The 25,150-nt window shown below is 59.6% G+C and carries 22 protein-coding genes; 14 read left to right on the top strand and 8 right to left on the bottom strand.

Translation table 11 applies throughout. The features are described from left to right. Positions 1–56: 56 nt before the first annotated feature. From AC07OG_RS05655 to AC07OG_RS05665, 3 genes are all read right to left on the bottom strand, one after another. Positions 57–1,373 carry an MFS transporter gene (locus tag AC07OG_RS05655; protein WP_495066428.1) on the bottom strand — a complete coding sequence of 439 codons (1,317 nt, stop codon included), beginning with the start codon at positions 1,371–1,373 and terminating at the stop codon, positions 57–59. A gap of 306 nt (positions 1,374–1,679) precedes the next feature. Then, positions 1,680–2,924, bottom strand: coding sequence for a transporter associated domain-containing protein (locus AC07OG_RS05660; protein WP_495066429.1), 1,245 nt, complete (start codon positions 2,922–2,924; stop codon positions 1,680–1,682). Between the two features lie 14 nt (positions 2,925–2,938). Then, on the bottom strand, positions 2,939–3,751 hold the full coding sequence (locus AC07OG_RS05665; RefSeq protein WP_495066430.1) for a cytochrome C assembly family protein: 813 nt from the start codon (positions 3,749–3,751) through the stop codon (positions 2,939–2,941). Positions 3,752–3,962: 211 nt separating this feature from the next. Here AC07OG_RS05665 and ffh point away from each other — a divergent pair, with 211 nt between their 5' ends. The 11 genes from ffh to AC07OG_RS05720 all read left to right on the top strand — a co-directional run bounded on the left by ffh (position 3,963) and on the right by AC07OG_RS05720 (position 14,468). After that, positions 3,963–5,339: a signal recognition particle protein gene (gene ffh / locus AC07OG_RS05670; protein WP_495026051.1), complete on the top strand. Its 1,377-nt coding sequence runs from the start codon at positions 3,963–3,965 to the stop codon at positions 5,337–5,339. Positions 5,340–5,598: 259 nt separating this feature from the next. Next, positions 5,599–5,850: a 30S ribosomal protein S16 gene (rpsP, locus tag AC07OG_RS05675; RefSeq protein WP_003198088.1), complete on the top strand. Its 252-nt coding sequence runs from the start codon at positions 5,599–5,601 to the stop codon at positions 5,848–5,850. A gap of 5 nt (positions 5,851–5,855) precedes the next feature. After that, a complete protein-coding gene (rimM, locus tag AC07OG_RS05680; protein WP_034149001.1) occupies positions 5,856–6,392 on the top strand; it encodes a ribosome maturation factor RimM in 537 nt (178 codons plus the stop codon). A 2-nt stretch (positions 6,393–6,394) separates the two neighbouring features. Further along, a complete protein-coding gene (gene trmD / locus AC07OG_RS05685) occupies positions 6,395–7,147 on the top strand; it encodes a tRNA (guanosine(37)-N1)-methyltransferase TrmD (protein WP_007941398.1) in 753 nt (250 codons plus the stop codon). Positions 7,148–7,192: 45 nt separating this feature from the next. Next, positions 7,193–7,543: a 50S ribosomal protein L19 gene (rplS, locus tag AC07OG_RS05690; protein ID WP_003175895.1), complete on the top strand. Its 351-nt coding sequence runs from the start codon at positions 7,193–7,195 to the stop codon at positions 7,541–7,543. Positions 7,544–7,643: 100 nt separating this feature from the next. After that, entirely contained in the window at positions 7,644–8,540 is an 897-nt protein-coding gene (gene xerD / locus AC07OG_RS05695; protein ID WP_495066431.1) for a site-specific tyrosine recombinase XerD, read from the top strand. A 320-nt stretch (positions 8,541–8,860) separates the two neighbouring features. Then, complete coding sequence (locus tag AC07OG_RS05700) at positions 8,861–9,592, top strand: thioredoxin fold domain-containing protein (protein ID WP_495066432.1); 732 nt, start codon at positions 8,861–8,863, stop codon at positions 9,590–9,592. A 133-nt stretch (positions 9,593–9,725) separates the two neighbouring features. Continuing rightward, on the top strand, positions 9,726–11,030 hold the full coding sequence (locus AC07OG_RS05705) for a homoserine dehydrogenase (RefSeq protein WP_060539754.1): 1,305 nt from the start codon (positions 9,726–9,728) through the stop codon (positions 11,028–11,030). A gap of 110 nt (positions 11,031–11,140) precedes the next feature. Then, the gene (thrC, locus tag AC07OG_RS05710) at positions 11,141–12,550 is read left to right on the top strand and encodes a threonine synthase (protein WP_495066433.1); all 1,410 of its coding nucleotides are present in this window, start codon (positions 11,141–11,143) and stop codon (positions 12,548–12,550) included. Positions 12,551–12,668: 118 nt separating this feature from the next. Then, on the top strand, positions 12,669–14,018 hold the full coding sequence (locus AC07OG_RS05715) for a transporter substrate-binding domain-containing protein (RefSeq protein ID WP_218424663.1): 1,350 nt from the start codon (positions 12,669–12,671) through the stop codon (positions 14,016–14,018). Positions 14,019–14,180: 162 nt separating this feature from the next. Next, positions 14,181–14,468, top strand: a complete 288-nt coding sequence (locus tag AC07OG_RS05720) for a DUF3509 domain-containing protein (protein ID WP_495066434.1) — start codon at positions 14,181–14,183, stop codon at positions 14,466–14,468. Between the two features lie 203 nt (positions 14,469–14,671). Here AC07OG_RS05720 and AC07OG_RS05725 read toward each other — a convergent pair whose 3' ends face one another. Continuing rightward, the gene (locus AC07OG_RS05725) at positions 14,672–15,871 is read right to left on the bottom strand and encodes a CaiB/BaiF CoA transferase family protein (protein ID WP_495066435.1); all 1,200 of its coding nucleotides are present in this window, start codon (positions 15,869–15,871) and stop codon (positions 14,672–14,674) included. 147 nt (positions 15,872–16,018) lie between these two features. Between AC07OG_RS05725 and AC07OG_RS05730 the strand changes: the two genes are divergently transcribed. The 3 genes from AC07OG_RS05730 to AC07OG_RS05740 all read left to right on the top strand — a co-directional run bounded on the left by AC07OG_RS05730 (position 16,019) and on the right by AC07OG_RS05740 (position 19,685). Then, a complete protein-coding gene (locus AC07OG_RS05730) occupies positions 16,019–16,561 on the top strand; it encodes a YaeQ family protein (RefSeq protein ID WP_007971297.1) in 543 nt (180 codons plus the stop codon). Positions 16,562–16,627: 66 nt separating this feature from the next. Continuing rightward, positions 16,628–18,337: a single-stranded-DNA-specific exonuclease RecJ gene (gene recJ, locus AC07OG_RS05735; RefSeq protein WP_495066436.1), complete on the top strand. Its 1,710-nt coding sequence runs from the start codon at positions 16,628–16,630 to the stop codon at positions 18,335–18,337. Between the two features lie 241 nt (positions 18,338–18,578). Further along, entirely contained in the window at positions 18,579–19,685 is a 1,107-nt protein-coding gene (locus tag AC07OG_RS05740) for an NADH:flavin oxidoreductase/NADH oxidase (protein ID WP_495066437.1), read from the top strand. Between the two features lie 66 nt (positions 19,686–19,751). On the opposite strand, the gene glpD is transcribed toward AC07OG_RS05740, so the two are convergent. From glpD to AC07OG_RS05760, 4 genes are all read right to left on the bottom strand, one after another. Beyond that, positions 19,752–21,290: a glycerol-3-phosphate dehydrogenase gene (glpD, locus tag AC07OG_RS05745; protein WP_495066438.1), complete on the bottom strand. Its 1,539-nt coding sequence runs from the start codon at positions 21,288–21,290 to the stop codon at positions 19,752–19,754. A 326-nt stretch (positions 21,291–21,616) separates the two neighbouring features. Next, complete coding sequence (locus AC07OG_RS05750) at positions 21,617–22,372, bottom strand: DeoR/GlpR family transcriptional regulator (RefSeq protein WP_060539548.1); 756 nt, start codon at positions 22,370–22,372, stop codon at positions 21,617–21,619. Between the two features lie 95 nt (positions 22,373–22,467). Next, positions 22,468–23,973: a glycerol kinase GlpK gene (gene glpK / locus AC07OG_RS05755; RefSeq protein WP_495066439.1), complete on the bottom strand. Its 1,506-nt coding sequence runs from the start codon at positions 23,971–23,973 to the stop codon at positions 22,468–22,470. Positions 23,974–24,047: 74 nt separating this feature from the next. Beyond that, positions 24,048–24,899: an MIP/aquaporin family protein gene (locus AC07OG_RS05760; protein ID WP_060539550.1), complete on the bottom strand. Its 852-nt coding sequence runs from the start codon at positions 24,897–24,899 to the stop codon at positions 24,048–24,050. Between the last annotated feature and the right edge of the window lie 251 nt (positions 24,900–25,150).

Consider the following 25,150-nt stretch of genomic DNA (forward strand, 5'->3'; position numbering starts at 1 on the left):
GTTTTGCCCTTGCGGACGCCATCGTCGGAACGCCGAGTTCCGACGATGGCGAACTATCAGGCAACCCGATTCAGATCATTATGCCGCGTCTCCTTCAGGCACAGCACCGCAATCAGGCTCAGTACCGCCGCCCCGGACACATACCCGCCGACGTAACTCAAACCGCCCATTGCCACCAGTTTCTGCGCAAAGAACGGCGCCGCCGAAGCCCCGACAATACCCCCCAGGTTATAAGCCGCCGAAGCGCCGGTGTAGCGCACATGGGTGGGAAACAGCTCCGGCAACAGCGCGCCCATGGGTGCAAATGTCACACCCATCAGGAACAGTTCGATGCACAGGAACAACGCCACGCCCCAGGTCGAGCCCTGGGTCAGCAGTGGTTCCATGAGGAAACCGGACAGTACCGCCAGTACCCCACCGATCATCAACACCGGTTTGCGCCCGTAGCGGTCGCTGGCCCAGGCCGACAGCGGCGTGGCGGCAGCCATGAACAGGACGGCGAAGCACAGCAGGCCGAGGAAGGTTTCGCGGCTGTAGCCGAGGGTCGATACGCCGTAGCTCAGTGAGAATACGGTGGAAATGTAGAACAGCGCATAGCACACCACCATTGCACCGGCACCCAGCAATACGGGCACCCAGTACTGGCTGAACAACTCGACCAGGGGGAGTTTCACCCGTTCCTGGCGCGCCATGGCATTGGCGAACACTGGCGTCTCATGCAGCTTGAGGCGCACGTACAAGCCGACCATCACCAGCGCGGCGCTGAGCAGGAACGGAATGCGCCAGCCCCACGAGCGGAACTGCGCGTCGTCCAGCGTCATGGCCAGGGTCAGGAACAGACCGTTCGCCGCCAGAAAGCCGATGGACGGGCCGAGCTGCGGAAACATGCCGAACCACGCGCGTTTGCCCTTTGGCGCGTTTTCCGTCGCAAGCAATGCCGCGCCACCCCATTCGCCACCCAGCCCCAGGCCCTGGCCGAAGCGCAGCACGCAGAGCAGGATCGGCGCCCATGCTCCGATGCTGTCGTAGCCCGGCAATACGCCGATCAGCGTGGTACACACGCCCATCAGCAGCAGGGAGGCGACCAGGGTCGATTTGCGCCCGATACGGTCACCGAAGTGACCGAACAGCGCCGAGCCCAAGGGGCGAGCCAGGAAAGCGATGCCGAATGTGAGAAACGCCGAGAGCATCTGGGCGGTACCCGACGTCTGCGGAAAAAACACCGGGCCAATGACCAAAGCGGCGGCGGTGGCATAAACGTAGAAGTCGTAAAACTCGATGGCCGTGCCGATAAAGCTCGCAGTGGCCACGCGGGTGGCGGAGTTTGTCGGTTGAGCGGGTGCGGAATCGCTGTAAGTCGTGCTGGTCGTCATGCGGTTATCCCTGACTGTCATGTGCCCCGATGGAGCGAATTATTATGGTCGAGTACCCAGGGATGTGGGTGAGGGCGCGGTCGCTGTTCCAGGTAGGAACAGTCGGCGGTTGCTTGCGGATCTTGCAGGTGTCAGGCCGGAAATTGCGAGGTGCGGGGTAAGCACGGGGCCGGCGGGGCTTGGGTAAGCGGTTTGATTATAGGAAGGTGGCTAACGAATCAACAAGAGCAAAAAGATCGCAGCCTCGCTTCGCTCGAAAGCTCCTGCAGGGGAGCGCAATGCAGGCTGCGATCTTTTGATCTTTATCTATCGAACGTTGGCGATAGCAGGGGCGGAACTGGTCTGCCAGATCAGCACCTGGGTAACGCGATTGTCCTCGGTCTCCAGGATCTCCAGCCGATAGCGGCCGATCCTCAGGCAAACGGCGCTGTCGGGAATGGTCTCCAGCGCCTCGGTCACCAGACCGTTCAGGGTTTTCGGGCCGTCGCTGGGCAGGTGCCAGCCGAGGCTCTTGTTCAGCTCGCGGATTGACGCGGCGCCATCGATAAGCAGGCGCCCATCGGTTTGCGGGTGGATGTGCGGATTGTCCAGGCTGTGCTGGCTTTCGAATTCGCCGACGATTTCTTCGAGGATGTCTTCCAGGGTCACGATGCCCAGCACTTCACCGTACTCGTCGACCACCATGCCCAAGCGCCGCTGCTGTTTATGGAAATTGAGCAGTTGCAGTTGCAGCGGCGTGCTTTCCGGTACGAAGTAGGGTTCGTGGCTGGCGGCCAGCAGCGCTTCTTTGGTCAGGCTGGCGTCGGGCAGCAGATGCAGGATGTGCCGGGTGTTGAGCACGGCTTCGACCTGATTGATATCGCTATGGAATACCGGCAGGCGCGTGCGTCTGTTGTTGCGCAGTTGCTTGATGATCTCTTCGATGGAGTCGTCGAGGTTGATCCCGTCCACATCGCTGCGCGGCACCAGGATGTCATTGACCGTGATGTTGTCCAGCGCATGAATGCCCGAGAGTGCATGAGGGCGGTTTACCGGGTTTTCCGGGACGTCGTTGCGCTCGGTCGCAACCTCGTCCTCACTCTGTTGCACGACTTTGGCTTTGCGGGCGAACGGTCGCATCAGCAACTGGCTGATACCGTGCAGCAGCCAGGCGGCCGGGTAGATGATTCTCAGCGGCACGCGCAGCAGATTGTTACCCTGGGCCAGGATGGTCTCGGGGTAGCGGGCGGCGAGGGCGCGCGGCAGGTAATCGGCGAACACCAGCACCATGGCGCCAGCACCCAGGCAAGCAATCCATGGACCATTTTCGGCCCAGGTGAACAATGCCAGCAAGGTGCTGATGATCACCACCAGCGCACGGCAGAGGGTGTTGCAGAAGATCAGGCTGACCAGGGGGAAACTCAGTTTCGCCGGTGGTTTGTCGCTGGAGCGTGTGGCGATGCGCTGGGCCAGCAAATGCTGGTGCGCCGCTTCGATGGCAGTGAACAGCCCCGACCATAAGATCAGCAGGGCAATTACTGCAAGCATCGGCCCTATGGGCAAGTCGTCCATTTATGCGCCGCCCGTCAGATATGCAGGATGTATTCGCGAACCAGCTTGCTGCCGAAGTACGCCAGCATCAACAGGCAAAAACCGGCCAGGGTCCAGCGGATCGCCTTGTGCCCGCGCCAGCCGAGGCGGTTACGGCCCCAGAGCAGCACGCTGAAGACAATCCAGGCCACGCAGGCCAGCAAGGTTTTGTGCACCAGATGCTGGGCGAACAGGTTCTCGACAAACAGCCAGCCGGAGATCAGCGATAGCGACAGCAGTGTCCAGCCGGCCCAAAGGAAACCGAACAGCAGGCTTTCCATGGTTTGCAGCGGCGGAAAGTTCTTGATCAGGCCGGACGGGTGCTTGTGCTTGAGCTGGTGGTCTTGAAGCAGCAGTAGCAAGGCCTGGAATACCGCGATGGTGAACATGCCGTAGGCGAGGATCGACAGCAGGATGTGGGCGAGGATACCCGGTTCTTCGTCGATGACCTGTACGGTGCCGGCCGGGGTGAACTGCGCCAGCAGCGCGGTCAGGGCCCCCAGAGGAAACAGCAGCACCAGCAGGTTTTCCACCGGGATCCGCGAGCAGGCCAGCAGGGTCAGGGCAATGACCGCCGCCGCAATCAGGCTGGCGGCGCTGAAGAAATCCAGGCCCAGCCCCATCGGGGTTATAAGGTGGGTGACCAGGCTGGCGCCATGGGCCAGCACGGCAAGCACGCCGAGCAGAACCAGCAGGCGCTTGTCGGCCTTGGCCCTGGTGGCCAGGCGAGTGCCTTGATAGAGAGTCGCAGCGGCATACAAGCAGGCGGCGGCGAGTGTAGCAAGCAAGCTGGGTGACAAGGGGAGCATAAATCCTGTTAGGCAAGCCCGAAAGGTACTGAGTTTGGCATAGAACCCACATGGCACGAAAGACCGCACAAGCCTGACGGCGAGGTGTCCGCCGGGCGCAGTCTTCGCTATAATCCGCGACCTGCCCACGCCGCAGGCTCGCCGAGCACAGTTTTAGTCCGGTGCGGGCCGCCATTATCCCGGTCTACACAGGGCCTGAAAGGATCGCGCAATGTTTGAAAACTTAACCGACCGTCTCTCGCAGACGCTGCGCCATGTCACCGGCAAGGCCAAGCTGACCGAAGACAACATCAAAGACACCCTGCGCGAAGTGCGCATGGCGTTGCTCGAAGCCGACGTCGCCCTGCCGGTGGTCAAGGACTTCGTCAATTCGGTCAAGGAGCGCGCAGTCGGCACCGAGGTGTCGCGCAGCCTGACGCCGGGCCAGGCCTTTGTGAAGATCGTTCAGGCCGAGCTGGAAAGCCTGATGGGCGCGGCCAACGAAGACCTCAACCTGAGCGCCGTTCCGCCAGCGGTCATTCTGATGGCCGGTTTGCAGGGCGCGGGTAAAACCACCACCGCCGGCAAGCTCGCGCGCTTCCTTAAAGAACGCAAGAAGAAGTCTGTCATGGTCGTGTCCGCGGACGTTTACCGTCCGGCGGCGATCAAGCAGCTGGAAACCCTGGCCAACGACATCGGCGTGACCTTCTTCCCGTCGGATCTGAGCCAGAAGCCGGTCGACATCGCCAACGCGGCTATTAAAGAAGCAAAACTCAAATTCATCGATGTAGTCATCGTCGATACCGCCGGTCGCCTGCACATCGATGAAGAGATGATGGGTGAGATCAAGGCGCTGCACGCCGCGATCAACCCGGTCGAAACCCTGTTCGTGGTTGATGCCATGACTGGCCAGGACGCCGCCAACACGGCCAAGGCCTTCGGTGATGCGCTGCCGCTGACCGGCGTGATCCTGACCAAGGTCGACGGCGATGCCCGCGGCGGTGCTGCCCTGTCGGTGCGTGCCATTACCGGCAAGCCGATCAAGTTCATCGGTATGGGCGAGAAGAGCGAAGCGCTCGATCCGTTCCACCCTGAGCGTATCGCTTCGCGCATCCTCGGCATGGGCGACGTGCTCAGCCTGATCGAGCAGGCGGAAGCGACGCTCGACAAGGACAAGGCCGACAAGCTGGCCAAGAAGCTGAAAAAGGGCAAGGGCTTCGACCTCGAAGACTTCCGTGATCAGCTGCAGCAAATGAAGAACATGGGCGGCCTCGGCGGGCTCATGGACAAGCTGCCGAACATCGGTGGCGTGAACCTGGCGCAAATGGGCAATGCCCAGGGTGCGGCAGAGAAGCAGTTCAAACAGATGGAAGCCATCATCAATTCCATGACCCCGGCCGAGCGCCGCGACCCTGAGATGATCAGCGGTTCGCGCAAGCGCCGGATCGCCATGGGCTCCGGCACCCAGGTGCAGGACATCGGTCGCTTGATCAAGCAGCACAAGCAGATGCAGAAGATGATGAAGAAATTCTCCGCGAAAGGTGGAATGGCCAAGATGATGCGCGGCATGGGCGGTATGTTGCCCGGCGGCGGCATGCCAAAGATGTAAAGATGTAAAGAATCCGCGCCGGTCGTCGCACCGGCGCAGACCCCGCAAGGACGCGGGATCAACAGCAAACCCGCACTTGGCGGGAGCTGACCGGCCGTTTTCATTGACGGCTCTATATGCAAATCTGCACGGCATGCCATAGGCGCCGGAAAAAGTCATTTGCAAAAGTCCGGATATTCCTTAGAATATGCGGCCTTTCGGGCACCCATGCCCGCTGTGCATTTAGATTTGCAGCACCGACTACAGGAACGATGTTCACATGCTAACAATCCGTCTTGCCCTTGGCGGCTCCAAAAAGCGCCCGTTTTACCACCTGACCGTAACCGACTCCCGCAACCCGCGTGACGGTTCCCACAAAGAACAGGTTGGTTTCTTCAACCCTGTTGCTCGTGGTCAGGAAGTTCGTCTGTCCGTGAACCAAGAGCGCGTAGCCTACTGGCTGAGCGTTGGTGCACAACCTTCTGAGCGCGTTGCTCAGTTGTTGAAGGAATCTGCTAAGGCTGCGGCCTGAGCAATATGAACGCGACGCCAGCTGTTGCTGATGATTTGATCGTTATCGGCAAAATTTACTCGGTACACGGCGTTCGCGGCGAAGTGAAGGTGTATTCCTTTACTGATCCGATCAAGAACCTGCTGGACTACAAAACCTGGACGCTCAAGCGTGACGGCAATGTAAAGCAGGTAGAGCTGGTCAGCGGACGCGGGAACGACAAGTTCCTGGTCGCAAAGCTCAAGGGTCTCGATGATCGTGAAGAAGCTCGTCTTCTGGCCGGTTATGAGATCTGCGTGCCGCGCAACCTGTTCCCTGAACTGACCGACGGCGAGTACTACTGGTACCAGCTGGAAGGTCTCAAGGTCATCGACACCCTCGGGCAACTGTTCGGGAAGATCGATCACCTGCTGGAGACCGGCTCGAATGATGTAATGGTGGTCAAGCCTTGCGCTGGCAGCCTGGATGATCGCGAACGCCTGTTGCCCTATACGGAGCAATGCGTGTTGGCCATCGACCTGGCCGCAGGCGAGATGAAGGTGGATTGGGATGCGGACTTCTAAGCGTGGCTAACTTGCGCGTAGAAGTGATCAGTTTGTTTCCCGAGATGTTCTCCGCCATCAGCGAGTACGGCATCACCAGTCGTGCGGTGAAACAGGGGCTCTTGCAGCTGACCTGTTGGAATCCGCGAGACTACACGACGGATCGACATCACACTGTGGACGATCGCCCGTTTGGCGGTGGTCCGGGCATGGTGATGAAGATCAAGCCCCTGGAAGATGCTCTGGTTCAGGCCAAGGCAGCAGCCGGGGAGGCGGCGAAGGTAATTTACCTGTCCCCCCAAGGCCGTCAACTGACTCAGTCGGCGGTACGCGAGTTGGCGAATCTGGATGCATTGATCCTGATTGCCGGCCGCTATGAAGGCATTGACGAGCGTTTTATTGATGCTCATGTCGATGAAGAGTGGTCGATTGGCGACTATGTACTGTCTGGCGGCGAGCTGCCGGCGATGGTCCTGATCGATGCGGTTACACGACTGCTGCCTGGAGCTTTAGGGCATGCGGACTCCGCCGAGGAAGATTCCTTTACGGATGGTTTGCTGGATTGCCCGCACTACACCCGACCGGAGGTGTATGCGGATCAGCGTGTTCCCGACGTATTGCTAAGTGGCAATCACGCGCACATCCGGCGTTGGCGTTTACAGCAGTCCCTTGGTCGGACCTATGAACGACGCGCCGATCTTCTGGAAAGCCGCTCGCTTTCTGGAGAAGAGAAGAAGCTGCTCGAGGAATACATCCGCGAGCGGGACGATAGTTAACAACGTATCGATGGTAGATCCGACGATTTACCTTAGGAGCACAGCATGACTAACAAAATCATCCTTGCACTCGAAGCAGAGCAGATGACCAAAGAGATCCCTACCTTTGCCCCGGGCGACACCATTGTCGTTCAGGTGAAAGTGAAGGAAGGCGACCGTTCGCGTCTGCAAGCGTTCGAAGGCGTAGTTATCGCCAAGCGTAACCGCGGCGTAAACAGTGCATTCACCGTTCGTAAAATCTCCAACGGTGTTGGCGTAGAGCGTACTTTCCAGACCTACAGCCCGCAAATCGACAGCATGGCCGTTAAACGTCGCGGTGACGTACGTAAAGCCAAGCTGTACTACCTGCGTGACCTGTCCGGTAAAGCAGCTCGCATCAAGGAAAAACTGGCTTAAGTCCAGCTTCCGATGCAGAAAAAAAGCAGCCTGCGGGCTGCTTTTTTGTTGCCCGCAATTTATCTTCGTTGGCCGTATTAGCGGTCCCTCCTGAGCCTTTATGCCAGCCATCGAACATCCATTGATAGACCAGTTCCTCGACGCCCAGTGGCTGGAAAAAGGTCTGTCCGACAACACCCGCGACGCCTACCGCAGCGATCTGGCCCTGTTCAATGGCTGGTTGCAGGAAAAAGGGCTGGAGTTGATCAACGCCGGGCGCGAATTGATCCTTGATCACCTCGCCTGGCGCCTGGAGCAAAACTACAAGCCTCGCTCGACCGCACGATTTCTTTCCGGTGTGCGTGGGTTCTATCGCTATCTGCTGCGGGAAAAACTCATCGCCGTCGATCCTACCCTTCGCATCGACATGCCGCAGTTGGGCAGGCCGCTGCCCAAATCCCTGTCAGAAGCCGATGTGGAGGCGTTGTTGAAGGCGCCGGACCTGAGCGAAGCCATAGGCCAGCGCGATCGCGCCATGCTGGAAGTCCTTTACGCCTGTGGCCTGCGGGTGACGGAGTTGATCAGCCTGACGCTGGAGCAGGTCAACCTGCGCCAGGGTGTGCTGCGCGTGATGGGTAAGGGCAGCAAGGAGCGACTGGTGCCGATGGGCGAGGAGGCGATCGTTTGGGTCGAGCGCTACCTGCGCGATGCCCGCGTTGAATTGCTCGGTGGACGCCCCAGCGATGTGTTGTTCCCCAGCCAGCGCGGCGAGCAGATGACCCGCCAGACTTTCTGGCACCGAATCAAGCATCAGGCCAAAGTCGCCGGGATTGGCAAGTCGCTGTCGCCGCATACCTTGCGCCATGCCTTCGCCACGCACCTGCTCAATCACGGGGCGGACCTGCGGGTGGTGCAGATGCTGCTCGGCCACAGTGATTTGTCGACCACCCAGATCTATACCCATGTGGCCCGGGCACGATTGCAGGACCTGCATGCCAAACACCACCCGCGCGGCTAGCACGGTTACCGAAATTGAAATGCTGACCTGTGGCTAGGGGGTTTACCCCCGTTCGGCTGCGCAGCAGTCGTAAACCGGTACTCACGGAGCAACTCATTTAACCCGGTGGTAGATTTCGGGGTTGCTTCGCAACCCAACGGGGGTAAACCCCCTCGCCACAATAATGGGTGTCAGTTAGCAAAGTGGTGTCTTTGTTACCCGCATTCGGCCACACCGGCCTTATGTGGTAGGCTTGAGCGGTTTGCACGATGGGCGGTTATGACCCGGTGTTTCGGCACGGGCGTTCTGGTCGTCCCATATGTTCGCCTTCAGGAGTTCTCATGCGTCTGACCCAGATTTTCGCCGCCGCAGCCATTGCGTTGGTCAGCACCTTTGCCGTCGCCGACAACGCGGCCGACAAAGCCATCCGTAAAAGCCTGGAAAACCTCCAGCTCGAAGTGCCGGTCGAAACCATTACCGCCAGCCCGCTGCCGGGCCTGTACGAAGTCAAGCTCAAGGGCAGCCGCGTGCTTTACGCCAGCGCCGATGGCCAATACGTGGTTCAGGGCTATATGTTCCAGCTCAAGGACGGTAAGCCGGTCAACCTGACCGAGAAGACCGAGCGCCTGGGCATCTCCAAGCTGATCAACGACATCCCGGTTGCTGAAACCGTGGTGTACCCGGCGATTGGCGAAACCAAATCGCACATCACCGTATTTACCGACACCACTTGCCCGTACTGCCACAAGCTGCACGCCGAAGTGCCCGAGCTGAACAAGCGCGGCATCGAAGTGCGCTATGTGGCGTTCCCGCGCCAGGGCCTGGGCTCGCCGGGTGACGAACAGTTGCAAGCGGTCTGGTGCTCGAAAGACAAGAAAGCCGCCATGGACAAAATGGTCGATGGCAAGGAAATCAAGGCCGCCAAGTGCGATAACCCGGTTTCCAAGCAGTTCGCCATTGGTCAGTCGATCGGCGTGAACGGCACACCGGCCATCGTTTTGGCCGACGGTCAGGTCATTCCGGGCTACCAGCCGGCGCCACAAGTCGCCAAACTGGCGCTGGGTGCGAAATAATTTCGCATCGTCACGGGTAACCGTTGGCGATCATGGTCCGGTGTCAGTTTTGCCGGGCCATCAATAGAGAGCCGCGAACATGCGGCTGTTTTCACGGCCGGCCTCGAGTCGGCCGTTTTATGGGGAGTTCACAGTGAAACCGGTCAAAGTAGGCATCTGTGGGTTAGGGACCGTCGGTGGCGGTACCTTCAACGTACTTCAGCGCAACGCCGAGGAAATTGCTCGTCGTGCCGGGCGTGGGATCGAAGTGGCGCAAATTGCCATTCGCACGCCAAAGCCTCAGTTCCAAACGACCGGTATTGCGATTACCACCGATGTCTTCGAAGTGGCCACGAACCCTGAGATCGACATCGTTATAGAGCTGATGGGCGGCTACACCGTTGCCCGCGAGCTGGTACTCAAGGCCATCGAGAATGGCAAGCATGTGGTCACCGCGAACAAGGCATTGATTGCCGTTCACGGTAATGAAATTTTCGCCAAGGCCCGCGAGAAAGGCGTGATTGTCGCGTTCGAAGCGGCAGTGGCCGGTGGCATCCCGGTGATCAAGGCGATTCGCGAAGGCCTCTCGGCTAACCGTATCAACTGGGTAGCGGGCATCATCAACGGCACCGGCAACTTCATTCTCACAGAAATGCGTGAGAAGGGCCGTACCTTTGAAGACGTGCTGGGCGAAGCCCAGGCTTTGGGTTACGCCGAAGCCGATCCGACTTTCGACGTCGAAGGCATCGACGCAGCCCACAAGCTGACGATCCTCGCTTCCATCGCTTTCGGCATTCCGCTGCAGTTCGACAAGGCCTACACCGAAGGCATCACCAAGCTGACCACGGCTGACGTGAACTACGCCGAAGCCCTGGGCTATCGCATCAAGCACCTCGGCGTGGCCCGCAGCACTGCAGCCGGTATCGAGCTACGCGTGCACCCGACGCTGATCCCGGCCGATCGCCTGATCGCCAACGTCAACGGCGTGATGAACGCGGTAATGGTCAACGGTGACGCTGCCGGCTCGACCCTGTTCTACGGCGCTGGCGCCGGCATGGAACCGACCGCTTCGTCGGTCATCGCCGATCTGGTGGACGTGGTTCGCGCCATGACTTCCGATCCGGAAAACCGTGTACCGCACCTGGCTTTCCAGCCGGATTCGCTGTCGGCTCACCCGATCCTGCCGATCGAAGCCTGCGAAAGTGCTTACTACTTGCGCATCCAGGCCAAGGACCATCCTGGCGTGCTGGCCCAGGTCGCGAGCATCCTGTCGGAGCGCGGTATCAACATCGAATCGATCATGCAGAAAGAGGCCGAGGAACACGACGGTCTGGTGCCGATGATCCTGCTGACCCACCGTGTGGTGGAGCAGCGCATCAACGATGCGATCGCCGCCCTGGAAGCCCTGGCGGGGGTAGTCGGTCCGGTCGTACGTATCCGCGTCGAGCACTTGAACTAAATAATAACAGCGGCGAGCTGTAAGCCCCCAAGCGGCAAGTTGAAGGCAGTTCAGCTTTAACTTGTCGCCAATAGCTTGAAGCTCAAAGCTAAAACCGAAGGTTTGCCCCTATGCGCTACATCAGTACCCGCGGCCAGGCACCGGCCCTGAATTTCGAAGACGTCCTGCTGGCAGGTCTTGCCACCGACGGCGGTCTGTACGTCCCGGAAAACCTGCCACGTTTCACCCAGGAAGAAATCGCTTCCTGGGCCGGCCTGCCTTATCACGAGCTGGCCTTCCGAGTGATGCGCCCGTTTGTTACCGGCAGCATTCCCGATGCCGATTTCAAGAAGATTCTCGAAGAAACATACGGCGTGTTCGCCCACAGCTCCGTGGCCCCACTGCGTCAGTTGAACGGCAACGAATGGGTACTGGAGCTGTTCCACGGCCCGACCCTGGCGTTCAAGGACTTCGCCCTGCAACTGCTGGGTCGCCTGCTCGATTACGTGCTGGAAAAGCGCGGCGAGCGCGTGGTGATTGTCGGTGCCACTTCCGGTGATACCGGCTCGGCTGCCATCGAAGGTTGCAAGCACTGCGAAAACGTCGACATCTTCATCCTGCATCCGCACAACCGTGTGTCCGAAGTGCAGCGTCGGCAGATGACCACCCTCTTCGGTGAGAACATCCACAACATCGCCATCGAAGGTAACTTCGATGACTGCCAGGAAATGGTCAAGGCGAGCTTCGCCGACCAGGGCTTCCTCAAGGGTACTCGCCTGGTGGCGGTGAACTCGATCAACTGGGCGCGGATCATGGCCCAGATCGTTTACTACTTCCACGCCGCCCTGCAGTTGGGAGGCCCGGCGCGTTCGGTGTCGTTCTCGGTACCGACCGGCAACTTCGGCGACATCTTCGCCGGTTACCTGGCACGCAACATGGGCCTGCCGATCAACCAGTTGATCGTCGCCACCAACCGCAACGACATCCTGCACCGCTTCATGAGCGGCAACCAGTACGTCAAGGAAACCCTGCACGCCACGCTGTCGCCATCCATGGACATCATGGTGTCGTCGAACTTCGAACGCCTGCTGTTCGACCTGCACGGTCGCAATGGCGCGGCCATTGCCGGCCTGATGGATTCGTTCAAGCAGGGTGGCGGCTTCAGCGTCGAACAGGAACGCTGGACCGAAGCCCGCAAGCTGTTTGACTCTCTGGCCGTGGATGATGCGCAGACCTGCGAAACCATCGCCGAGGTCTACGAGCAAACCGGCGAGGTGTTGGACCCGCACACGGCCATCGGCGTCAGGGCGGCACGGGAATGCCGTCGTAGCCTGGATATTCCTATGGTGGTCCTGGGCACGGCGCATCCGGTCAAGTTCCCCGACGCGGTGGAAAAAGCCGGTGTAGGAAAAGCGCTACAACTGCCTGCACATCTTTCTGATTTGTTTGAGCGTGATGAGCGTTGCACCGTGTTGCCAAACGACCTGAAGGCCGTGCAGGCCTTTGTCAGTCAGCATGGCAACCGCGGCAAGCCTTTGTAACAGGCTGATACTGTCACATTTTGAAGCCCGTCTACTGACGGGCTTTTTTGTTCCAGCATGCATACTTGTCATGTTTCGCCCATGAAGGAGAGGCGAGTGAATCACGAAGGACGGGGTAATGCTGGTTTCAAAAGGGTTCAAATCTGCCGCGCGCTGGCTGTTGTTAATGGCTGTTCTCGGGGCAGGGCAATGGGCGGTGGCGGCACAGTCGGGCAAGCCCCGTGCGTCAGATACCGGTACCTTGATCAAACTGGATGCACGGGAGCGGCAATGGCTTGCCGAGCATCCACGAGTGGTTGTCGCGTCTAAGCAGTATCCACGTTACCTGTTCAGGGACGCGGAGGGTCGGTGGAGTGGCTTCAACTACGATGTTCTTCAGCGCATCAGCGCCATGACGGGTCTGCAATTTGTCTATGACGAGTCGTTTTCCACCGGCCAGTTGCTGGCCAGGCTGGAAAACGGTGCGGCTGACATGAGCACGATCCTGTCAATGAATGATGAGCGTAAGGCACTCCTGGACTTCAGTCACGCCTTTGGCGGCGCAGCCTGGGTATTCGTCGGTCGTGCGCAGGCGCCTGTGGTGGAGTCGCTGGAACAACTGAAAAAAAGGGTGCTGGTGCTACCCAGCCAACATGCCCTGGAGCCCATCATTCGCCGTGACTTTCCGTCCATCGAGGTGCGTACGGTGAAAACCTACGCCGAGGCGAGGGCATGGGTCGAAAGCGGCGAGGCCTACGCCACTATCGAAAACGAAATCACCGCCCGGCTCTACCCGCCGGGCCAGCTCCAGGTCGGCCATGCAGTGGAAGGCACCTGGGCCGGTGATTATCTGGCGGTACGCAAGGGGCAGCCGCAGTTGTTGAGCATTCTCAACAAGGCGCTGGAAGCGTTCCCGCCCGCCGAGTTACGCGCGATACGGCATAAATGGTTCGAGACCCTGGCTCCTGCGCCACGACCCTCGACCTGGCAGCGGCTGAACCGGGAAAGTGGTTGGGGGCTGTTGCTGGTCAGTGTGCTCGCTGTGCTGTTGCTGCTGTGGAGCCGGCGGCGTGCGGTACTGGCGCGCCAGCGTCCGAGCGCCGAGAAAAAACTGCGCGATAAACTCGCCTTTCAGAATGCATTGATAGATGCCATGCCCGACCCGATGTTCGTCCGGGATCTGCAGGGGCGCCTGGTCATGTGCAACAAAAGTTATGAGGATGTTTTATCGACCCGCTTCGATCTGATTCAGGGGCGTCAGTTGACCGAAGTCGACGTCATGCCCAGGCACACCGCTGAACTGCTGCATAGCGAACTCATGGCTCAGTTGGCTGCACGCAGGGCGCGCTTCTGCGAGCGTCAATTGATGTTCAAGGATGGCATGAGGAACATCTATCAATGGTCGGTGCCGTTTTACAGCGCGGACGGGCAGTTGCGGGGATTGTTGGGAGGCTGGGCCGACATTGGTCAAAGGAGCCGACAGAGCTGATGCCGGCGTTTTTTCTCTGTCATGTTTGCCGTGCATGCTCTGGGGATGTGACGTACAGGTGCGCCTGCGCCCAGTATCCAGAACTTTCTTCTTGCGCTGGTGGTCATTTACTTTAGACACACCCCAGGCATGTTGTTTTCGAACTATTGAGTGGTGATCGGGATGGAAAGTATCAGCCTGTTGCTCGGCGAGGCGCTGAGCCCTTATCAAGTCATATTGACCCCGTCCGGTATCCATGGCGAATGCAGGGTCAGCCTGAAGAATGCACTCGGCGCCATCGTGGTGGAGCGGGAATTCAATCAGGCGCAGTTGAGTGACAAGCGTCTTTTGACCGATGTGGTCGATGGATTGCACCGCGACGTGCTGATCGCTGAAGGACGCCTGGAGCCCTGTGTTATCGCGGCGTTGCGTAATGCAGCCCAAGACAAGCTGCTGGCCAGCCGCAACTGAATCGATGTTTGCGGGAACCTTCCTGCGCGCAGGTCAGTCAGACCTTGTAACGGCAGGATCAAGCATTGTGCTCCGATGCTTGGCGCCTGCTGCTACTGGTCTTTAAGGCCAAGTTTGACCCCGGGTCGTCTCCCCACTTCTCGGGGTTTCTTTTGCCTGCGATTTGTCATGGCTGGAGCTTGTTGTCGAAAAACTCCGCCAGATCAGATGGCGCCGTCTTTGCGCAACTGGGCGATCTGCGACGCGTCATAGCCAAGTTCCTGTAGCACCAGTGCATTGTGCTCACCCAGTTGTGGCCCGACCCATTCGCATTCACCGGGAGTCTCTGAGAGTTTCGGTACGATTCCCGGCATCTTGAAGTCTTTGCCATCCGGCAGCTTGGCCTGCAGGAACATCTCCCGCGCCAGGTACTGCGGATCACTGAACATGTCTTCGGCGCTGAATATCCGGCTGGCGGGCACGTCAGCCTGGTTGAGCAGCGCCAGCACCTGGTCCAGCGGCAATGAATTGACCCAGCGATCGATGACCCCATAGATCTCGTCGCGACGGCTGTCGCGGCCATCGTTGCTGGCAAGTTGAGGATCGTCGGCCAGGTCCTCCCGACCGATGATCAGCATGAAGCGTTTGAAGATCGCATCGCCATTGGCGCCGATCTGCACGTGCTTGCCATCTGCGCTGGTGTGGATAGAAGAGGGGGTGATGCCCGGCATGATGTTACCGGTGCGTTCGCGGATGAAACCGAACACATCGAACTCCGGGACCATGCTTTCCATCATGGCGAAAATCGCTTCGTACAGCGCCACGTCCACCACTTGCCCCTGTCCACCGTTGACCTCGCGATGACGTAGGGCCATCAAGGCACCAATCACGCCCCAGAGCGCGGCAATCGAATCGCCGATGGAAATTCCGGTGCGCACCGGCGGCCGGTCTTCGAACCCGGTGATGTAGCGCAGGCCACCCATGGATTCACCCACCGCACCGAAACCGGGCTGATCTTTCATCGGGCCAGTCTGGCCGAAGCCCGATAGTCGCACCATCACCAGCTTCGGATTGAGTGCATGCAGCACGTCCCAGCCCAGGCCAAGTTTTTCCAGGACGCCAGGGCGAAAGTTCTCGATCAGGATGTCCGCTTCGCCAAGCAGTTTTTTCAGAATGGCCAGGCCGTCAGGATGCTTGAGGTTGAGCGTCAGGGACTTCTTGTTGCGTGCCTGAACGAACCACCACAAAGAGGTGCCTTCATAGAGTTTGCGCCATTTACGCAGCGGGTCGCCGCCGTCCGGGGACTCGATCTTGATCACTTCGGCACCGAACTCGGCGCAGATTCGTGAGGCAAAGGGGCCGGCAATCAAGGTGCCCAATTCGATGACTTTCAGACCGCAAAGCGGTTTGGAGGTGAGCGGCATACGAAATCCTGTAGGACAAAGGCTTAGCGAATACTGCGTTTTAACATAGCCGACTGTCAGACGCTCCCGCTTGATCGCCTTCGATTCGTGGAATGCCCGTCGCATCGGTTAGACTTGCCGCCTTTCCTCGTATCAAGAAGCCCGTTCATGGCCCAGCCGTCCACGACCTACAAGTTTGAACTGAACCTCACCGACCTTGACCGCAGCGTCTATGAGAGCGTCAAACAGACCATCGCCCGCCACCCTTCGGAAACCGAAGAGCGCATGACCGTGCGCCTGCTGGCCTACGCCCTCTGGTACAACGAGCAGTTGTCGTTCGGCCGCGGTCTGTCAGAAGTGGACGAGCCGGCCCTGTGGGAAAAAAGCCTGGATGACCGCGTGCTGCACTGGATCGAAGTAGGCCAGCCTGACGCCGAGCGCCTGACCTGGTGTTCGCGTCGCACTGAACGCACCAGCCTGCTGGCCTATGGCAGCCTGCGCGTCTGGGAAGGCAAAGTAGTTCCGGCAGTAAAGAATCTGAAAAACGTCAACATTGCCGCTGTGCCTCAGGAAGTCCTGGAGACCCTGGCCAAAGACATGCCGCGCGTGATCAAGTGGGATGTGATGATCAGCGAAGGGACGATTTTCGTCACCGACGACCGTGGTCAGCACGAAGTCCAGTTGCAGTGGCTGGCCGGTGAGCGCGGCTGATTTTTCGCCGTTGCACAGCGTCATCCGGTTTTATCCTACGTATTGAAGAGAAGCACCTGTCACCCCATGCGCATTGAACCTCGCCAGCTGCCCGACACCCTGCCATTTCTCGGTGATATTCCGCCGCTGTTGACCCGCCTGTACGCAGCGCGGGGCGTGCAATCGGAGGCTGAGCTGGACAAGAGCCTGGCGCGGCTGATTCCGTTCCAGCAGCTCAAGGGCATCGATGCCGCCGTGGACTTGTTGGTGACGGCACTCGAGCAGCGCCAACGGATTCTGATTGTCGGCGACTTTGACGCCGATGGCGCAACGGCCAGTACCGTGGGTACGTTGGGCCTGCGTCTGCTGGGTGCGGCGCATGTCGATTACCTGGTGCCCAATCGCTTCGATTACGGCTATGGCCTGACCCCGGAAATCGTCGAGGTTGCGCTGACCCGCGATCCGCAATTGCTGATCACCGTGGACAACGGCATCTCCAGCGTCGAAGGCGTGGCGGCGGCGAAAAAAGCCGGGCTCAAGGTGCTCGTCACCGATCACCACTTGCCCGGTGATGAACTGCCGCTGGCCGATGCCATCGTCAACCCGAACCAGCCCGGTTGCGCTTTCCCGAGCAAGGCTCTGGCCGGCGTCGGGGTGATTTTCTATGTACTGATGGCCCTGCGTGCGCGGTTGCGCGAGTTGGGTTGGTACGTGAGCAAACCACAGCCGAATATCGGTGAACTGCTGGATCTGGTGGCGCTGGGCAGCGTCGCCGACGTGGTGCCGCTGGATGCCAACAACCGGATCCTGGTGCATCAGGGCCTGGAGCGGATTCGCGCCGGGCGCGCCCGGCCGGGTATCAAGGCGATTCTTGAAGTGGCCAAGCGTGATCACGCGCGAATCACCTCCACCGACCTGGGTTTCATTGTCGGCCCGCGCCTGAACGCGGCGGGGCGTCTGGATGACATGAGCCTAGGCATCGAGTGTCTGCTGACCGACGATGCGGCGACCGCCGGTGAAATGGCGGCACAGCTGGACGGCATGAACCAGGACCGCAAATCCATCGAGCAGGGCATGCAGCGTGAAGCGCTGGCGCAGCTCAAGGATTTGCCGGTGGAATCGATGCCGTTCGGTTTGTGCCTGTTCGATCCCGAGTGGCACCAGGGTGTCATCGGCATCCTCGCCTCGCGTATGAAAGAACGGTATTTCCGTCCGACCATCGCCTTTGCCGATGCTGGTGATGGCCTGCTCAAGGGGTCGGGGCGCTCGGTCCAGGGGTTTCATATTCGCGACGCCCTGAGCGTGGTTGCGGCACAACATCCAGATCTGATCACCAAGTACGGTGGCCATGCGATGGCCGCCGGGCTGACGCTGCGGCAAGAGAATTTTCCGTTGTTCGCCGAGGCCTTTGACGCCGAGGTGCGCCGGCAACTGCGCGAAGAAGACCTGACCGGGCGCCTGCTGTCTGACGGCACCCTGGCGGTGGAGGAGTTTCACCTGGAGCTGGCCCGCGCCCTGCGCCACGCCGGCCCGTGGGGGCAGCACTTCCCCGAGCCGCTGTTTCACGGGGTGTTTCAGTTGGTCGAGCAGCGTGTCGTCGGCGAGCGCCATCTCAAAGTCGTGCTGCGCAGCGAATGCGGTTCGGTGAAGCTCGATGGCATCGCTTTCGGTATCGACCGCGATATCTGGCCGAATCCGACGATCAAGTGGGTGGAACTGGCCTACAAGCTCGACCTGAATGAGTTTCGTGGCAATGAGACGGTGCAGTTGATGATTGCCCACATCGAACCTCGATAGGCCGCTGCACACCTTTTGTGGCGAGGGGGCTTGCCACAAGATCTGAGCTTGAAGAGTTGTTTCAATTCTTGAACCCTCCCACAACCCCGGTTGTCGACTAGGCTCTAATCACTGCTTGATTGGCCTTGTGACGTCTTGTCGAATTTTTTGCCCGCGGGGGCGGGTGTTGTACCTCTTTCCTGTCACTCGTCGACTATTCAAACAGAACCTGGAGCCTGCCCACTGATACGAGAGGTGCCCCATGAGTCTGCTGCTTGAACCCTATACCCTTCGCCAATTGACCCTGCTTAACCGCATCGCGGTATCACCGATGTGCCAGTATTCCAGTGTCGACGGCCTGGCCAATGACTGGCACCTGGTCCATCTCGGCAGCCGTGCGGTCGGCGGGGCCGGGCTGGTATTTACCGAAGCCACGGCGGTCACCGCCGACGGGCGCATTACCGCCCAGGACCTCGGCCTGTGGAATGATGAACAGATCGAACCCTTGCAGCGCATCACCCGCTTCATCGCCGCTCAGGGCGCTGTAGCCGGCATTCAACTGGCGCATGCCGGGCGCAAGGCCAGCACCTATCGGCCGTGGCTGGGCAAGCATGGCAGTGTGAAGCCGGATGAGGGCGGCTGGACTCCAGTCGGTCCGTCCCCGATAGCGTTCGACCCGCAGCACACCCAACCGCGCAAACTGGATGAAGGCGAGATCGCCGAGGTGGTTCAAGCCTTTGTCGATTCCGCCAGGCGCGCCCTGACCGCAGGTTTCAAAGTGGTCGAAGTCCACGCTGCCCATGGGTACCTGCTGCATCAGTTTCTTTCACCGTTGAGTAATCAGCGGCGTGACCAATACGGTGGCTCGTTCGAAAATCGCATTCGGCTGGTGCTGGAGGTGACCGCAGCGGTGCGTGCGGTGTGGCCTGAGGAGTTGCCGGTGTTCGTTCGTGTCTCGGCCACCGACTGGGTAGAGGATGGCTGGAACCCGGATGAAACCGTGGAACTGGCCCGTCGTCTGAAAGATCTCGGCGTGGACCTGATCGACGTCTCGTCGGGCGGGACGGCGGCAAATGCCGAAATCCCCATAGGGCCCGGTTACCAGACCCGCTTCGCCGAGCGTGTGCGCAAGGAGTCAGGCATCGCCACCGGCACGGTCGGCATGATCACCGAGCCGGCCCAGGCCGAGCATATTTTGCGCACCTGCCAGGCGGATATCATCTTCCTGGCTCGAGAGTTGTTACGCGATCCATATTGGGCATTGCACGCGGACGATGATCTGGGTGGGCGCAAGGCCGTCTGGCCGGCGCAATATCAGCGGGCGACCCATCGTGAGCAGCCTATTCACGAGTCAGACCTGCGCGACTGAAGTTGGTAAATCGAAAAAGCCCCTGAATCGTGAGGTTCAGGGGCTTTCGTTTATTCCAATGATCAATCAGGCCGCTTCGATCTTGCTGCGGTTCTGTTCGACCTTGTTCAGGTAGTCCTTGAGCTTGTCCTGCTCCGCTGCCGTGGTGAATAACCCGAGCTTGCTACGGCGCCACAGGATGTCGTGGGCGCTGCTTGCCCACTCTTCACTGCACAGGTAATCGATTTCGCGGGTGTAGAGACCGCCGCCGATGTGCTCGCCCAGGTCGCCGAGGTCTTGTACGCCTTCGAGCATGCGCCAGGTGCGGCTGCCGTAGGTGGTGGCCCAGCGGCGGGCGATTTCCGTCGGGACCCAGTCGAACCGGTCACGGATGCGCGAGCTCAAGGCCTGCGGGGTGGTCATGTCTTCACCGCCCGGCAGTGTGGCAGTAGCGGTCCAGCTAGGCTGCATGTGCTTGAAGTACGGAGCCAGTTGCGCCAGCGCCGACTCGGCCAGCTTGCGGTAGGTGGTCAGCTTGCCACCGAATACCGACAGCAACGGCGCTTCTTCGTCAGAACCCGACAGCGCCAGGGTGTAATCGCGGGTGACCGCTGACGGGTTGTCGGACTCGTCATTGCACAGCGGCCGCACGCCGGAATAGCTGTGCAGGATGTCTTCGCGACCGATCTGTTTTTTGAAGTGGGCATTGACCACATTCAACAGGTATTCGGTTTCGCCGTCCGTGATGGCCACCTTCGCCGGATCGCCGGTGTACTCGCGGTCGGTGGTACCGATCAGGGTGAAATGATTCAGGTACGGAATGGTGAACACAATGCGCTGATCTTCGTTTTGCAGGATGTGTGCGTGTTCGCCTTCATAGAGTTTCGGCACGATCAGATGGCTGCCCTGGATCAGGCGGATGCCGTATGGCGACTCCATTTTCAGGTCGTCGCGGATGAATTTTGCGACCCAGGGGCCGGCGGCGTTGACCAGCGCCTTGGCGCGGATGGAAAACAGGCTGCCGTCGGCGCGCTCCAGGTGCAGGTGCCACAGGCCCTTGGCGCGCCGAGCGCTGACGCAGCGGGTCTGGGTGTGAACGTGGGCGCCTTTTTCCCGGGCCGCCATGGCGTTCAGGACCACCAGGCGCGCGTCGTCCACCCAGCAATCGGAGTATTCGAAACCTTTGGTGATTTCGCTTTTCAACGCGCTGTCCGGGCCGAACTTCAGGCTTTTCGAGCCTTCCAGTTGTTCCCGTTTGCCCAGGTTGTCGTAAAGGAACAGGCCGGCGCGGATCATCCAGGCCGGACGCAGGTGTGGCCGGTGGGGCAGCACGAAGCGCATCTGCTTGACGATGTGCGGCGCCTTGGTCAGCAGCACTTCACGTTCGGCCAGGGCTTCGCGTACCAGGCGGAATTCGTAATGTTCCAGGTAGCGCAGGCCGCCGTGGATCAGTTTGCTGCTGGCCGACGAAGTGTGACTGGCCAGATCATCCTTTTCGCAAAGGAACACCGAAAGCCCGCGGCCCGCGGCATCCGCTGCGATGCCCACGCCATTGATCCCGCCACCGATCACGGCAATATCGTAGACCTCGGCGAGTGGGGGCGTAGGCAGGGTAGAAGTGGGCATCGGCAAGGCCTCGGGCTTTTTGATTTTCTGTATTTGAATTCGAACATGGATGTTCATATTCGAAAATATTAGCCGATAAAGACGCGCGCAACCAGTCCGTTTCGATTGAGAATACTCATCGAAGGAGGCTTAAAGGAAAATTTACGAACATTTTGATGCGCGTTAAGGTGCAAGAGTGATTCTGTATGCACGATCGCCTTCGCAAGCAAGCTCGCTCCCACAGTGTTCAATTGTGTTCACAGGTTTTGTGATCGACACAACACCTAAGGTGGGAGCGGGCTTGCCCGCGAAGGCGGCGCAACAGGCGCCGAAGATCTGGGGGGGGCTTAAACGACTTCCAGGCGAATCTTGTGTTGCGTCAACAACTGCGCCAATGCCGGCGAAGGCTGCTGATCGGTGACCAGGCAATCAACCAGGCTGATCGGGCCCAGGCGAATCATGGCGTTGCGCCCGAACTTGCTGGAATCCGCCGCCAGGATCACCTGTCGGGCGTTGGCAATGATCGCCTGGGACACCCGCACTTCCTGATAGTCGAAGTCCAGCAGGCTGCCGTCTTCGTCGATGCCGCTGATACCGACCAGGGCGAAGTCGACCTTGAACTGGTTGATGAAATCGACACTGGCCTGGCCGACCACGCCACCATCGCGGCGCACGTTGCCCCCGGTCAGCAGCACATCGAAGTCGTCCTTGGCGCTGAGCATCGAGGCCACGTGCAGGTTGTTGGTGATGATCTTCAGGTGGCTGTGGTTGAGCAGGGCCCGGGCAATCGACTCGGTCGTGGTGCCGATGTTGATGAACAGCGAGGCATGGTCGGGAATCTGCGCGGCAATGGCTTCGCCAATACGCTGCTTTTCATCGCGCATCTGATCGGCGCGCATGGCGTAGGCGGTGTTCTCGACACTGGAGTCGTAGGCGGCGCCGCCGTGGTAGCGACGCAACAAATTGGCTTCCGCGAGCTGATTGATATCGCGGCGGATGGTCTGCGGTGTAACAACGAACAGCGTGGCCATTTCCTCGATGCTGACATAGCCGCGCTCGCGGACCAGTTCGAGGATTTGCTGCTGACGGGGAGGCAGATTCATGGGGCTTCCTTTGGGCTGCCGAGCAAAATTTGCCCATGATGCCGCAGGAATCCGCTCCCTACCAGTTACAAGCCTTTACAAGTTCTCAGGCGGACTTATTCAGCACTTTCGTGGGGCTCCCAGTCGCGGGTCCGGCTGACCGCTTTTTTCCAGCCTGCGTAGAGTTTTTCCTTCGCGGCTTCCTCAAGGGTCGGCTCGAACTGGCGCTCGATGACTGCCTTGCCACGCAGTTCTTCCAGGCTGCCCCAGAAGCCACAGGCCAAGCCTGCCAGGTAGGCGGCGCCGAGTGCCGTGGTTTCACGCATTTGCGGACGCTCGACCTGGGTGCCGAGAATGTCGGCCTGGAACTGCATGAGGAAATTGTTCGCTACCGCGCCGCCGTCCACGCGCAGGGCCTTGAGGCGTTCGCCGGAGTCTTGCTGCATGGCGTCAAGCACGTCGCGGGTCTGGTAGGCAATCGACTCCAGCGCGGCACGAATGATGTGGTCCACGCGTACGCCACGGGTCAGGCCGAACAATGCGCCACGGGCATACGGATCCCAGTACGGCGCGCCCAGCCCGGTAAACGCCGGCACCAGGTACACGCCGTTGCTGTCCTTGACCTTGTTGGCAAAGTATTCGGTGTCGTGGGCGTCGTTGATGATTTTCAGTTCATCGCGCAGCCACTGCACCGTGGAGCCGCCATTGAATACGGCGCCTTCCAGGGCATAAGCCACCTCGCCACGCGGGCCGCAAGCGATGGTGGTGAGCATGCCGTGACTGGACTTCACGGCTTTGTCGCCGGTATTCATCAGCAGGAAGCAGCCGGTGCCGTAGGTGTTTTTCGCCTGGCCAGGCTCAACGCACATCTGGCCGAACAGGGCGGCTTGCTGGTCACCGGCGATACCGCCGATGGCGATGCCGCTTTTGGTGTGGCCATAGATTTGCGACGAGGGCTTCACCTGCGGCAGCATCTCCCGCGGTATATCCAGTAGCTCCAGCATCTTCGCGTCCCACTCCAGGGTGTGGATGTTGAAGAGCATGGTGCGCGAGGCGTTGGTGTAATCGGTGACATGCACCTTGCCGCCGCTGAATTTCCAGATCAGCCAGCTGTCGACGGTGCCGAACAGCAGTTCACCGTTGCGCGCGCGTTCGCGGCTGCCTTCGACATTGTCTAGGATCCACTTGAGCTTGGTGCCGGAGAAGTACGGGTCGGTGACAAGGCCCGTGGTATCGCTGATGTACTGCTCATGGCCGTCGCGCTTGAGCTGTTGGCAGATTTCCGTGCTGCGCCGGCATTGCCAGACGATCGCATTGTAGATCGGGCGACCGGTGTTCTTGTCCCAGACCACGGTGGTTTCGCGCTGGTTGGTGATGCCGATTGCAGCCACCTGGTCATGATGCAGGCCGGCTTGTGCCAGGGCTTCGACCATGACGGCACTCTGGGTGGCGAAGATTTCCATCGGGTCGTGTTCGACCCAGCCGGCTTGCGGGTAATGCTGTGCGAATTCCCGTTGGGCGGTGCTGACCACGTTCGCATCGCGGTCGAAAATGATCGCGCGGGAGCTGGTCGTACCCTGATCGAGGGCAATGATGTAGTTCTTATTCTGGGTGTCGGTCATGTCGATTGCCTTGGACGAATAAGGGAGTGAAGTCTGGCGCGTGCTCGAATGGGCAGGATCATGCGCCAACGGTATCAAGAAGTTCGTGGTTTGCCGTCAATGGCCGTAGATGCATCCTTTGTAGCAGGTATGGCGCTGGGCAGATGACGGGCAATCAGCCCGCGATAGGCGGCAGCGCCGAGGCAGGCACCGACAATCGGTGCAAAAACCGGAATCAGGAAATACGGAATGTCGCGTCCGCCAGTGAAGGAAATTTCACCCCAGCCGGCAAGGAAAGTCATCAGCTTGGGGCCGAAGTCGCGCGCGGGGTTCATCGCGAAACCGGTCAGTGGCCCCATCGAACTGCCGATCACCGCAATCAGCAGGCCGATCAACAGGGGTGCCAATGGGCCTTTGGGCAAGCCGTTGTTATCGTCGGTCAGGGACATGATCACGCCCATCAGGATGGCGGTAATGATCACCTCGACCAGGAAAGCCTGGGCGGTGGACAGCGCAGGGTTGGGAAAAGTGGAGAACACCGAGGCCAATTCGAGGCTGGCCTGCGTGCCACGAACCATATGGTGGGTTTGTTCGAAATCGAAGAATAGATTGCTGTAGAGCGTGTAAACCAACATTGCGCCGCAGAAGGCACCGGCCACTTGGGCAATGATGTAGAAAGGCAGTTTGCGCTTTTCGAAGTCAGCGAAAATGCTCAGGGCAATACTCACGGCAGGGTTCAGATGAGCCCCGGAAACTCCGGCGGTCAAGTAGATCGCCATGCTCACACCGATGCCCCAGATAATACTGATTTCCCACAAGCCGAAACTGGCACCCGCGACCTTGAGCGCGGCAACGCAGCCTGTACCGAAAAATATCAGCAGCGCAGTACCCAGGAACTCGGCCATGCATTGGCTCGAGAGTGACGGTTGTTGTAAAGCCGTTGTCATTGAAACCTCAATTCTTTTTGTTGTCTGGCGCTGCTTTCCATCATGGTCAAAGCGCGTTTTTTACCGGGGCAGGATCCCCATCCTGGTCCCGGATTGATGCTGGGTGCTGCAATGCGTAATTTGTATGGTTTTCAGAAACGAAAAAATATAGACAAGAAACACTGCTGTCAAAGGTCGAAAGTGAACTATTGGGCATGAAGAAACTATTCGTCGCATGGATGAACGAATCTCCGGGGTCCACGTTTTTCTCG

This window comes from Pseudomonas sp. GW821-FHT09H03, assembly GCF_059415945.1.